A 12,331-nucleotide genomic window follows, 5' to 3' on the forward strand; every position below is an offset into this window, starting at 1 on the left:
GGTTGTTGCCAATACCGCCGCTTCGGGCGCGGGGTCGAGCCCGTCGAGCCTCCTTCTGTAGGTTCCGGAGCAGGCGCCAGCCGTTCGCACGTCCATGACCATCAGGCCATGGATGTTATGCCGACGCTAGCGTCGGTGCTCGCGCATCGCCATTGGTCTCGTGCCCGCGTCGAGCTCCATTGCGATATCCTCGGGGGACGGAGGCAATGACACTCCGCCGTCCCAGTTTGACCGGGCCCATCGCCATTCGGCGCTCTGTTAACGAAGTGCACGACGGTGAGTTGCACCTGGCGGGCGATCAAAGGCACGTGCAATTGAAGGTGTCGAGGCCCTCCGAGCTCCCGGCCGAAGACGGATGGTCGATGGCCAACGGCGATTGACAGGTCAGTACCTGGTGTTGGAATGCGCTGCGTCCGTGCCTACGGTGGACAGCGAGGGCAACACCGAGTAGCGAGTTTACGTATTTGATATGACAAATATCTTGATGGTGATTTCGTCACTTTGGCGCGAACATTGCACTTTTCTGAAGTCAGCCGATCAAGTAGATAGAGGCGAACTTAATCGTAAATTTGATCTCGACTTAAGTTTGCTCGAACCATAATATCGCAACGAGTGCATAACTGTTTCGCGTCGTGTTCGGCGGGGGACAAATTGTATTTGTCGTAGAGCGCTTCAGGAGCTCTAGAATTACGAGTGCGGCGGCGTGAGGTGTGGGCCGCTTCGCTACAGAAGTGTCGATCGCCTTCCATTGAACTATTTTTCGCCCACTTAACATATTTCAGTTGAAGCGTCGTGACGTTAATGGAGACGTGCGAATGAAACAAGGTCTGGAACTCGGGCCAAGTGGCCGCTTCCGGTTCTACGTTGTTGTCACCATCGTAACCGTGGCCCGTGCCGCAACACGCGTTCACGAAGACAATAGCCTGTTCTTCGCGAATTCGACGCCTGGGGAGGGAACGTGACGGCGCGCGTGCCTGGCTTTCGAGCGCGTGCGCGACGACTGGCGTTCGCGACCGGAGGGTGGCTTTTCGCCGCCTCCGCCGCGAGTTCCTCGTGCATCGGAACGCGTCCGACGACGTGTACGATGCACAGTGATTGCAATTCCGGCATCTGCAACGCGCAGGGTTTTTGCGAAACGGAGTGCACCACGCGTTCGGCGTCGAGAGATTGTCCTTGTGGGGCCATCTGCTTGCCATCGTGCGGCATCTGCATGCGTGTCGATCTCGCCGGACCCGCCACGTGCTTCGCGTTTCGGCGCGGTCTCGACACCGCGGAGGTGCGCGGGGCGTGCCGCGCCGACCTGGATGCGCTCGTCTCTGTCGATGGATCTCCCGCACCGTTGAGCGATGCGGGCACATGCGGACAGCCGGTGCCGGCGCTGCCCTCGTGCAAGCACTCCCCGCCCGCGAGCACTCCTTCGGACTCGGGGCCAGACGGCCTCCTCGAATCCGACTCCAAAGCGCCCGTCGGTGAGGACGCCCATAGCTTCGACGCGGGGGGTGACAAATGAGTCGCGTGAGGTTTCGCGCCGTGAAGATCGTGCTTGCCGTCCTCGGAGGAGTTGCTCCCCTCGTCGTCGCACGGGCCGCATCCATTCCGGCGTGGCTCCCTGGAGATGCTCCGCGAGCAGCAATTGCCGCCGCGAGCGCCGTTCCCGACGCCGCTGCAGATGCGGCGGATGCGGCGGATGCGGCAGCGGTTGCACCGGCTGCGGCGGCTGCGGCGGCTGCAGCGGTGAAGGACCCGAGCATCGACGATGCTTCGACGGGACACGACGCGCAGTCGGACGCCGAAAAGACATTGTCTCCCCCCAAGCAGGAAACGACACCGGAGCAACAGGCGGAAGTTGCGTTCAAGTCAGGCAGTACGATTCGCTATGGGTTGAGCGTTTCGCTGCTCGAGTTCAGCGTGTCGCGCGCGAGCGACGAGCCGGGACGATTGAGAAACTACGCTCCGAAGCTCGACGTGTTCCCGACCGAAGTCGGCTTCCAGTTCCTCTACCTTCACAATGGTTCGCCGTGGCGCCTACAAAGGGAGCGGGGAAAATCTTTTCAACTCATGAGCTGGGGCGGAATGCTTCTGGTTCGGATCGACAACCGAAGCCTCGCCCAAGGCGCGATTCGCCTTGGGACGACGTTGAACTTCTTCGAGAACGCCATAGGTCTGGGCATCGGATTCGATCTCTATCGCGGCATACCTATACGCGGCTCGGACGGCACGGCAGGAGGCGATACCGCGTATACTGGAATCCTATCGTGGGCATTCGCGCCGCATGGCGAGGTGACCCCCGAGAACGTTTTCATCGGAATTACATTCGGTCTCGAGCCTGTCGTGCGTCTGTTGACTGGCGAAATTGCGGAGGGCAAAAAATGAAGCTCGCATGCGTCGGATGCTTTGCCGCAATGCTTTGCTTCGGAGTCCATGCCGTCGCATCGGCCGACCCACCCGTTTCGCGAAATGAGTCGAGCCTTCGCTGCGCGGCTTCGACCGTCGAACTGGCCAAACGCGACCCGGCCGTCGACCTGGCGAACGGCGAAGCAGCCCTCACCCAAAGCGACCGTGCGCTCGCCGAAGCGCTCGAGGCACTCCGACTCGCTACGGCTAGATACGAGGCCGCGACCAAAAATGTCTCGGTGGATGGCGGCGCGGTGAGCGAGCGGGAGGCGGCTGCGGCGCACCTTCGCAAGAAAACCGATGCGGCGAACGCGGCGCAAACTGCGGCGGATTGTGCGAGGAAGGAGTTCGACTCTGCCTTGGAATCGTATCAGCTATCGATCACGTACAATCCGGCGGTCGCATTCACGGGCATGGCAGCCGGAGGTGTCGGCGGCGTGAGTCGGTACGGAGGCAGCGTTCTGCTCAATGTCCGAAATAGTCTCTATCGAGAGTACAATTTTGGTCTGCGTGCGGACAACCTGCGTGAGCTAGATCGCGAGGAGTCTTTCGCGTTCGGAGCACGCGCGCGTGTTCTCTTCGGTCGACGACCTGCCGCATTTCTGCTCGGCGTGAGCCCGCAGTTCATCTACCGCACGCCCACTCCGACGTTGAGTATGTCGTGGCAAATCGGAGTCCGCTTCGGCGTCGGACGCGCCTGCCCCGTGGGTGATATCGCTCTCTTTGCGGAGCCGCTCGTCGTCCTCGATGGCTCGTCGCCGGTCACGGTTCTATTCGGGGTCGAGCTGGGCCTCGGTTTCGGCTGGGCGACGGGTAATGCGTCGCGAATCGGTTGGCGCGTGGAGAAATGACGGTCGAGGCGGTCGATTCGACGCCGGCCGAGCGCGCCGAAGACCGAAGCATCTGCCGAACACGAGAGCGCCTGCGTTCGAGTCGCGCATAACGAGCTCTTGGAATGAGTCGGACATCATCAAAGTCGCCCGCGATATCGCTCGACCAGCTCGATGTGTCACCTCATGGCGCAACGCCGTTTCGTGCTACATCGAACGGCGTGAGCAACTATAATTCGCCCATAACGCTCCGTCCCGCAACCCCCGACGACACCAACGCCATCGCGGAGATTTGGTACCTCGGATGGCAAGACGGCCATTTGGGGCACGCGCCCGAGGCTTTGCGCGTGGCTCGGACGGAGGAGTCTTTCGGCGTGCGGGCGGCCGAGCGCGTCGGTGACACGGTGGTGGCGGTCGTGGATGGCGCCGTGGCGGGGTTTGTTATGGTCGTTGGGGACGAGGTGGAGCAGGTGTACGTGTCCGCGTTGCATCGGGGGACGCGGGTGGCGCCGGTTTTGCTCGCCGAGGCGGAGCGGCTCGTAGGGGCCAATGGCCATGAGCGCGCATGGCTCGCGGTGGCCACGGGGAATGCGCGTGCGCGCAGGTTTTACGAGCGGAATGGGTGGATCGACGGCGGCGCGTTCGAGTATTCGGCGGCCAGCGCCTCCGGCACCATTGCGGTTCCGTGTCACCGATACGAAAAGCGGGTAGCACCATCGCCGGGTGCATGAGGCGCCACGTGCGCGAAATGAGGGACACGTAGCGTTCGCGCGTCGCCGCATGGCGCGGAGAGGGAAGGACGTTGCGTCTGCGATCGCCAGCTGGCGCGAAGATTCGGGAGACGCCGCGTTCGCGCGTCGCCGCATGGCGCGGAGAGGGAAGGACGTTGCGTCTGCGCGATCGCCAGCTGGCGCGAAGATTCGGGAGACGCCGCGTTCGCGCGTCGCCGCATGGCGCGGAGAGGGAAGGACGTTGCGTCTGCGCGATCGCCAGCTGGCGCGAAGATTCGGGAGACGCCGCGTTCGCGCATCGCCGCATGGCGCAAATTACGGAGACCCCGCGTCCGCGCAATCGTCGCGAATGCGCGCAAACATGAGCACATCGCCGATGCGCCCCTCTTTTACGACCCGCCGGCGCAGGCGCCCCTCCAGCGTATATCCGGCTTTGGTCAGCACGCGCGCGGAGGCCTCGTTCCACGCGTAGACGCCGGCCTCCACCCGCTGCAGCCCGCCCCCTTCGAGCGCGTATTCGGTGACGGCAATGACGGCGGCGGTGGCGAGGCCACGGTTCCAGTAGGGTCTGCCCAGCCAATAACCGATTTCGGCGGTGTTCCGCTCGTTGTCGCTCATGGGATCGAGGGATATGCCTCCGGCCAGTTCGCCGTTGGTCTCGAGGGCGAAATGGAGGGCGCGCTGCGGGGTGCTGGCGTGCGCGATCCAGCCCTCGGCGTCGGCGTGGGTGTAGGGGTGGGGGAATCGATCGCGAAGGTTGATCCAGATGCCGTGGTCGTTGGCCAGGCGCGCGAGGGCTTCCGTGTCGCCGGTGGACCACGGACGAAGGATGAGCGCGGGAAGTCGGATCATCATCGCGGTTTTCCCCTTTCTTCGGCGCGTTCGAGGCCTGCGGCGCGTTCGAGGCCCGCGGCGCGTTCGAGGCCTGCGGCGCGTTCGAGGCCTGCGGATCGTTCGAAATCGTCGCCTGGTCCACGTTCGCCGGCGATGCTTCGATCGAACACTTTGACGAACCGTTCCGAGCCGATGCCCGAGGTAATCAACCGCTGACGCCGATCGGAGAGCCAGTCCTGCATCCACGAGAGCGCCCCGCCGTCGCCGATGGCGAGCTCTTGCCCGTCGTCCCGCTCGAAGAACACTTGAAGGAGCGGCCCCCGGTAATAGCGTAGACCCTGCAGCCGCATCGGATCGTACTGGACGATCACCTGCGGATAACGCACTTGGAGCGGTACGGTCACTTCGTCGTGCAGGGCCCGGGCGCGCGCGAGCTCCCGTTCGGGGAGCCCCAGCGATTCGGCATCATGCCAGTCGGCGAGGATATCGCATTTGGGAATACCGGCCGCCCGAAGCGCCTCGTCCGCGCTCGATGGCCGCGTAGCCCGGACGCTCCGTGCGAGCGCCGCGATATCGATGTGTGGCGCGCGGACGCGCAGGAATGCCTCCACCAGCCGGGTGTCGGAGAGGACCACGCGCATGCGCGCCACGCCGAAGCCGATGCTCGGCGAACGCCGCGCGAGCTCGCACCAGACGGTCAGGTGCTCCAGGATGATCCGGCGCTCGAGGGCATCGTCATCGGCCGCGCGGGGCGCGCGCGCGGAGGTAGCCAGCGCAAAGAGGCGAAAGTGGGGCGAGTAGCCGGGTACGTCGAAGGGTTGCAAACGCAGCACCCTCTGGCTCGCGCACGTGCGCAACGTCTCGACGGCGAGCGACGTGTCGCGTCGTTTTTCGCATGCGGCATGGAGCGCGAGACCCGCCGCCGGATCGGCGGCCACCTCGGCGAAGCGCGCTGCGGCCAGCACGTTGTTCGGGTCGATGCCGGCGCGCGCGGCGGTGCCCAAGGGATCGACGGGGGCGAGATCGAGGGCCTCGTACGCGCGGGCGCATCCGAACGCGAGCTGGTCGAAGGCCAGCATGCGGCGAGGGTCGGCGGTCGAGGGCCGCAGCATCGGTGTACGCAGCGCATGATCGCGGACATCGGCGAAGGTTCGCTGCAGCGCCCGTTGGCGAAGCCCATGAAGGAGCACCGTGCCGAACTCGTTCCCGCGCAGCTTGCTGGCCAGAAGCTCGTCGAGCCGCGCGGTCGGATGCGCTCGGGCCACCCGCGCGCCGATCTTTGCGGCCAGTCGTGAGGTCGTGTTCTCCTTGTCTTCGGTTGCCGCCTCGGGATCGGGATGGGGATCGTCCACGGAGGACATCGTTCGGCTCCTTCACCATGAATATGGCCGTGGCATGGCACCACGGGTAGGCTCAGATTTGGGTGATCCCATGGTGCCAGCAAATCGTGCACGCGCGTCGAAGCTTCGTTTGGACCACCGCGGCACCACCACCTTGACCGCGCAGCTCGTCGAGCAGATCCGGCGCGCGGTCCTCGATGGCGCCCTCTCCCCGGGCCACGCTCTGCCCTCGTCGCGCGCCCTGGCACGCGACCTCGGCATATCGCGCAATACGGTGGTCGCCGCCTACGATGCGCTGGCGGCGGATGGAACGATCCTCGTGGCATCGCGCCGCGCGCCCACCGTGGCCGACGTGATCCGGACGTCTCGCCACGACCTCTCCGAGGACGAGGAGGAGGGCGCGTCCCCTTTTCGCATTTCGGCGAGCGCCCAGCGACTCATGGCGGCCATCTCGGATGCGCGGCTCGAGCTGCTCCTGTCGGACTCCTCGCGCGCCCGGCCCTTTCGCGTCGGCGAGCCCGATCTCTCGCTTTTTCCATGGCACACCTTCGAGCGCATCCTCATTCGATGCTGGCGCGCCCAGAGCCCCCTCGACGCCATCGGCGCCGATCCGCGCGGCTACCTTCCTCTGCGCCGCGCGCTTCTTCGGCACCTGACGGTGGCGCGCGGCGTGCGGGCCAAGGTCGAGCAGGTGTTCATCACCGAGGGCGCGCAAGGGGCGTTCGATCTCTGCTGCCGCACCTTGCTCGATCCCGGCGACCGCGTGTGGATCGAAGACCCTTGCGTGCCGAGCATCCGCGCCGCGCTCCAGGCCGCGGGGGCGCGCATTTGCCCTATCGCCGGCGATGGCGACGGGCTGCGCGTGACCGAGGGCCGCCGGATCGCGCCGCGCGCCAAGCTGGCCATCGTGTCGCCCTCGTACGCCTTTCCATTGGGCGGACGGCTCGGGCTGGCGCGTCGGTTGGAGCTCCTGGCGTGGGCCAGGAGGGCAGGGGCGCTGGTGCTGGAGAACGATTACGAGGGCGAGCTGCGCTTCGAAGGGCTCCCCATCCCCGCGCTTCAGTCGCTCAGCCTCGAGCACGGCGGGCACGTGCTGCACGTGGGCTCCTTTGGCCGGGCCATGTTTCCCGCGCTTCGCCTTGGGTTTCTCGTCCTTCCGCGCCATCTGGTTCCGGCCTTTGCCCGCATGCGCGCCGTCGCCACCCGATCGTCGCCGCACCTTTTGCAGGCCGCGCTCGCCCACTTCATCGAGGAAGGCCATTACGCGCGCCACCTCCGGCGCTTGAAGCAGGCCACCCGCCGCCGTCGCGATGTGCTGGTGCGCGAGCTCGAAGCCACCCGGCGCGCGGGCGAGACCATTCACGTTCCCCATGCCGGCGCCGTGCTGACCTTGGAGCTGCCGCCGTCCGCCGACGATCGGGCCATCGTGCAGAGCTGCATGCGCCACGGGATCGAAGCCATGCCGCTCTCGGATTGTGCGCACGCGCGGCGCGCGGGGTTGGTCCTCGGCTTTGGCGCGCACTCCGAAGAGAGCTTGGTGCGCGCCGTGCGAAAGCTTCGTGCCTCTGTTTTCGGATTGTGAAGAAGTATCAACCCGCACAGACGAAATTGCAAATCGTTTTCAACAGTGGCACGTAGAGACGTATGGCATCTGCAGAATCTTGGGTCACGAAAACATTGGGCCGGCTCCTTTTTCGGGAGGCGGAGGTGACCGCGGTGCACGCGCTGTCATCTCATTTTCGGCGCGTGGAGCTACGGGGACAAGGGCTTCGCGGCGCCGGGTGGTCTGCCGGCGACAAGGTGCAAGTGTACTTGCCCGACACGGGAATGCGCACCTACACCCCGCTCCGCTGGAGCGAATCGAGCGGAACGACCGAGCTCCTCATCTATGCGCACGGCGACGGTCCCGGCAGCCGCTGGAGCCAGACCCTCTCGGCCGGCGACCGTTTTCAATTCATGGGCCCCCGCCGCTCGCTCGCCCTCCGCATGGACGAACCCCTCGTCTTCTTTGGCGACGAGACCTCGTTTGCCGTCGCCCACGCCCTGCAAACCTCGGGGCGCACCGGTGCCTTGCGCTGCACCTTCGAGGTCTCGCACCGCGCCGAGTCCGACGACGTGCTCCGTGCGCTGGGGCTCCCGCCCGAGGAGCACCCGTGCTTCGAACGCTCCCCCGGCGACACGCACTTGCTCGCCTCGTGCGAAACGCTCCGCCGGGCCATCGCGGCGCGACCGGGCGCCCGCCTGGTCCTCACCGGCCGCGCGCAATCGATCCAGCGGCTTCGCGCGCTCCTCCGAGGCGGCGACGCGCGTCCGCCCAGCACCGTCAAAGCGTATTGGTCGGTGGGGCGCAAGGGGCTCGATTAGATTCCGCTGTACCACGTTTGGTACACGCGGGCGGCGCAGTGTACCGGCTGCGGAGAGTGGACAAGGTACATGAACCGAGGCATGTTCTTGCCTGTTTTTCCTGGTATTTCGTGAGGCGTCCCGCTGCTCGGGCTGGCATTGGAGTTGTTATGTCCCCCGCATGCTATCGCTCCCACGCGCTTTACTTCGGGATTCACGCGGCGTAACGACCGTCGAATACGCTCTTCTTTTGACCGTCGTTTTGATGGTGGCGGGCGGCGCCTATCGCCTCCTCGGCAAGGAGGTTCAGACGAAGGTCGAATGCGCTGCGAGCTTCGGGGGCTCTTGCGGGGGCGGAGGCGGTTCGGCGGCAGGCAGCGACGCAACGGGTGGCTCGGGGTTGCCCCCAGGCGGGGTCGCGAGCTCCTCGGGTGGAAGCGGCTCGGGGTTGCCCCCGGGCGGGGTCGTGAGCTCCTCGGGAGGCGGAAACCCCGTGAGCTCGGCGCTCTCGTGGATCGGCGATAAGGTGGGTGAAGGCATCGCCGCGACGGGCGGGATGATGCGCGACCTCGACCAGTGGTGGCACAGCGTCGGCGAGTGGGGACCCCCCAAGAGCTGGGCCGAGCAAATGGGCGGATCGACGCCATCGTCCCTCGACAATCAAATGGCCAAACTCGCCAACGACGTTTACGAGCACGACGAGATGAACGAAAAAATTGGGCCGCCCATCGACGGCTGGACGCGAATGAGCGACGACGAGCTCGCAAAAGCAGGAATCAACCCCACCATGATGCACGGTCCAAACGGATTTCATGCCGAGGCGTATCGGAACCGTACCGGCAATGTCGTCGTCGCCATTGCAGGCACCGATAGCTTCGCGGACGCCATGGAGGACATGGGCGGGGCCGTAGGCATGAATGGTCAAGTCAACCAAGGCATCGATCTGGGACGCCAATTCAAGAAGGCCTTCGGCGACAATGTCGCGTGCACGGGCCACTCGCTCGGCGGCGGCGTATGCGGGGCCATGGCGCTCGTGAACGACATGCCCGGCGCGACGTTCAACGCCATGGCCGTGAACATGGGGCAAGTCGAGCGCGGCATGCAGTACAAAAACCTGAACGATCTCGATCGCCGCGCGGGCAACGTGCGCGCGTACGAGCTCAAAGGCGATCCCCTCACGGGAATGCAGAACGAGGGGCCGCTCGCCGTGATCCCGAACAAAACCGTCGGAACGCAAATCCCCATCAAGCCCGTGGAGAAGACCACGGGGAACAAAGCCCTCGATGGTTTCGGCGAGGTGATGGGCCTCGACAAAATCTACGATGCCACCCACAACCACTCGATGGATACGGTGGTCGAAGCCATGGATCGAAATCCGCCCTGGATCAAGCACTGACGCTCCGCCGAACACCTTCGATCGTTCATGCGCTCGGCCTCACCCATCTCACGAGAAACCCCGGAGCAGCAACCCAACGGCGCCCGCGCCGAGGATGACCAGCGGCTCAGGGGCTTTCTTTAGCTTCACCAACGCGATCCATGTCACGGCTGCCATCGCGATCGTCGGCACATCGAGGATCGCTCGGCGGCCAAGCACGAATCCCGCGCCCGCGATGGCGCCCGTCGCCGCGGCCGTGACGCCGCTCACGAACGCGCCAATGCTCGGATTGTTCGCATATCGCTTGAAGTACGGCGCTGGAATGATCACGAAGAGGTAGCTCGGCAGAAAGACACCCAGCGCAGCAACGGCCGCGCCGAGGGGGCCCGCGACGAGGTAGCCGATGAAGGCGACGGTGATGACGACCGGCCCCGGCGTGATCATCGCTACGGCCACGGCATCGAGGAATTGGCGCTCGGTCAGCCAATGATGCTCGTTGACGACGCCGCCGTGCAAAAATGGGACGATGGCGAGCCCGCTGCCGAAGACGACGGCGCCGCCCTCCGCGAAGAACAGTCCGATCCGCCAGAGCGTCTCGCTCGAGGCCGCACCCGAAAGCCCCGTGACCAACATGTCGAGCGGGAGAAACGCCGAGACTCCCGGCGCCGCCAGCGGCCCCGTGGGACGACCACGCAGGAAGAACAACAGCACACCGCTCGCGAGGAAGAGCCACACGATTTCCGATTCCGTCCACGCCGTCACCACGCCATTGACCGCGAACACCGCCCAAAGAAGGCGGTCTTTGGCCAGCGTCATCCTTCCGAGCTTGAAAACGCTGCGCGCGATGATCGCGATCACGCTGGCGCCGATTCCGTAGAAGAGCCCCTGCATCCACACCAGGCCGCCGAGCCTCGAGTACGCAGCCGAAAGGACCATCACCATGAGAAACGACGGTAGGACGAAGGCGACGCTGATGAGCGTGGCCCCGAACACGCCGCCGCGGACCCATCCGAGGTAGGTCGCGAGCTGCGCGGCGAGTGGGCCGGGGGCAAGCTGGGCGAGCGCGAGACCTTCGACGTATTCCTCTTTCGTGATCCAGCGTTGGCGCTCGACCAGATCGCGTTGCATGTATCCTGCAAGCGCGATGGGTCCCCCGAAGCCCACCGCACCGAGGCGCAAGAAATAGAGCGCGAGGGCGCGAAGCGAACAAGGTTCCGGCTCGTCGGAAGAGGGATGAGCCATGGGTCGATGTCCTTATGCGCGCAACGCGGCGGCCGCGCGGCGTGCGCGTTCGAGGCGGCGGTTTACTTCGTCCCAATGAATGTTGGCAAAGAACGCGTCGATGTATTTCGCCGCCGCGGCGCCATAATCCATTTGATAGGCGTGCTCGTACATATCCATCACCAGCAGGGTGGCCGATGCCGAGAACGCCTGCGTATGGTTCCCCGACCAGAACGTGTACGGCGCGTCGCGGTGGAGATCCCAGGTGGTCACCACCCAGCCGCTCCCACCCCCGAGGCTCGCCCCCGTGGTGCGAAACAGCTCCTCCCAGCGCCCGAAGCTGCCGTAAGCCTCGCCGAGCACCTTCTCGATGCTGCCGCTCGGGCGACCACCTCCACCAAGGTTCGCGAAATACAGCTCGTGCAGCGTGGCAGAGTTACGGAAGGTAAGCTCGCTCTGTTTCAGCCCCCCCACGACGAAGGCGGGCGTCTCTTTGGTGACCCTCGAGAGCTCTTCCTCGACGCGGTTCAAGTTCTTCACGGCGCCTGCGTAGTTGTTGTCGTGATGGGACACCATCATCTTTTCGGAGAGTCCCTCGAGCGCCGAGGCCCGGAAGGGGAGCGGCTCCACCTGGTGCTTGCCTGCGAAGGCAATGCCCGGGGAGACGGGGTTCAACGACGCAGAAGAAGGCATGGCGGTCCCCTTTGCTTGGGCGGCGGGCGCGCATCCTGGGATAACACCCGAAAAAAGCGCGGCCCCTCCGGCTGTTGCGGAAATCATCGCAGCTCGTCTCGATATCGAATCGTCTCCGGTGCGGTTCATCGCGCCTCCACGCTGAAATCGTCGAAATCCACTTGGACGTCGTGCCCCACGCCCCTTCGACGCTCCCACTCCAGCTGGCAATTGGCTTGCGGCTCCCGTTCGTGACGAAAGAAGCCAAGACTCGCGGATACCGTCTTCATCTCGCGCCCTCCTTTCGGCTCAGTTGCTTGGTAGGGATCGGGGCTGAACTCACAATTGTGATACCATGACTGCTTCGCGACACAACTGATATAGTTGCCTCAGGCGCGACGAGCCCCATGAGCCGCGATGGCTTCTCCTCATTCATCCGATCCCTCCGAAGCCGGCATACTTCCGCGCCAAGGTGGGCAGGTGGGCAGGCGCCTTGCACGACCCGGCGCGGTCGCCATCAAGAACTCGGTCTACGTCTTGCCCCTCGAGCCCATGATACGTCCGCGACACATCCCGCATGGGCCCGCCAAT

Annotated in this window: 13 protein-coding genes; 8 read left to right on the forward strand and 5 right to left on the reverse strand. The window is 65.0% G+C overall.

The features are described from left to right. Positions 1–206: 206 nt before the first annotated feature. The 5 genes from LZC94_13270 (at position 207) to LZC94_13290 (ending at position 3,955) form a co-directional block, all read left to right on the forward strand. Positions 207–380, forward strand: coding sequence for a hypothetical protein (locus LZC94_13270; GenBank protein WXB18220.1), 174 nt, complete (start codon positions 207–209; stop codon positions 378–380). An 830-nt stretch (positions 381–1,210) separates the two neighbouring features. After that, the gene (locus LZC94_13275; protein WXB18221.1) at positions 1,211–1,510 is read left to right on the forward strand and encodes a hypothetical protein; all 300 of its coding nucleotides are present in this window, start codon (positions 1,211–1,213) and stop codon (positions 1,508–1,510) included. Positions 1,511–1,530: 20 nt separating this feature from the next. After that, positions 1,531–2,373, forward strand: a complete 843-nt coding sequence (locus tag LZC94_13280; protein WXB18222.1) for a hypothetical protein — start codon at positions 1,531–1,533, stop codon at positions 2,371–2,373. Then, the gene (locus LZC94_13285; GenBank protein WXB18223.1) at positions 2,370–3,245 is read left to right on the forward strand and encodes a hypothetical protein; all 876 of its coding nucleotides are present in this window, start codon (positions 2,370–2,372) and stop codon (positions 3,243–3,245) included. Before LZC94_13280 ends, LZC94_13285 begins: the two co-directional genes overlap by 4 nt. A gap of 200 nt (positions 3,246–3,445) precedes the next feature. Next, a complete protein-coding gene (locus LZC94_13290; GenBank protein WXB18224.1) occupies positions 3,446–3,955 on the forward strand; it encodes a GNAT family N-acetyltransferase in 510 nt (169 codons plus the stop codon). A gap of 315 nt (positions 3,956–4,270) precedes the next feature. Here LZC94_13290 and LZC94_13295 read toward each other — a convergent pair whose 3' ends face one another. Next, positions 4,271–4,810: a GNAT family N-acetyltransferase gene (locus LZC94_13295; protein WXB18225.1), complete on the reverse strand. Its 540-nt coding sequence runs from the start codon at positions 4,808–4,810 to the stop codon at positions 4,271–4,273. Then, the gene (locus LZC94_13300; protein WXB18226.1) at positions 4,807–6,150 is read right to left on the reverse strand and encodes a hypothetical protein; all 1,344 of its coding nucleotides are present in this window, start codon (positions 6,148–6,150) and stop codon (positions 4,807–4,809) included. Before LZC94_13300 ends, LZC94_13295 begins: the two co-directional genes overlap by 4 nt. A 70-nt stretch (positions 6,151–6,220) precedes the next feature. On the opposite strand from LZC94_13300, the gene LZC94_13305 reads away from it, so the two are divergent. The 3 genes from LZC94_13305 to LZC94_13315 all read left to right on the forward strand — a co-directional run bounded on the left by LZC94_13305 (position 6,221) and on the right by LZC94_13315 (position 9,868). Continuing rightward, complete coding sequence (locus LZC94_13305) at positions 6,221–7,711, forward strand: PLP-dependent aminotransferase family protein (protein WXB18227.1); 1,491 nt, start codon at positions 6,221–6,223, stop codon at positions 7,709–7,711. A gap of 62 nt (positions 7,712–7,773) precedes the next feature. Beyond that, complete coding sequence (locus LZC94_13310) at positions 7,774–8,493, forward strand: siderophore-interacting protein (GenBank protein ID WXB18228.1); 720 nt, start codon at positions 7,774–7,776, stop codon at positions 8,491–8,493. 229 nt (positions 8,494–8,722) lie between these two features. After that, entirely contained in the window at positions 8,723–9,868 is a 1,146-nt protein-coding gene (locus tag LZC94_13315) for a hypothetical protein (GenBank protein ID WXB18229.1), read from the forward strand. 48 nt (positions 9,869–9,916) lie between these two features. Here LZC94_13315 and LZC94_13320 read toward each other — a convergent pair whose 3' ends face one another. The 3 genes from LZC94_13320 to LZC94_13330 all read right to left on the reverse strand — a co-directional run bounded on the left by LZC94_13320 (position 9,917) and on the right by LZC94_13330 (position 12,030). Then, positions 9,917–11,089 (reverse strand): chromate transporter, encoded by a 1,173-nt coding sequence (locus LZC94_13320; GenBank protein ID WXB18230.1) that lies wholly within the window; start codon positions 11,087–11,089, stop codon positions 9,917–9,919. Positions 11,090–11,101: 12 nt separating this feature from the next. Next, the gene (locus tag LZC94_13325) at positions 11,102–11,761 is read right to left on the reverse strand and encodes a hypothetical protein (protein WXB18231.1); all 660 of its coding nucleotides are present in this window, start codon (positions 11,759–11,761) and stop codon (positions 11,102–11,104) included. A gap of 125 nt (positions 11,762–11,886) precedes the next feature. Then, positions 11,887–12,030 carry a hypothetical protein gene (locus tag LZC94_13330; GenBank protein WXB18232.1) on the reverse strand — a complete coding sequence of 48 codons (144 nt, stop codon included), beginning with the start codon at positions 12,028–12,030 and terminating at the stop codon, positions 11,887–11,889. Positions 12,031–12,331 lie beyond the last annotated feature (301 nt).

This window comes from Sorangiineae bacterium MSr11954 (assembly GCA_037157815.1).
GTDB lineage: Bacteria > Myxococcota_A > Polyangia > Polyangiales > Polyangiaceae > Pendulispora > Pendulispora albinea.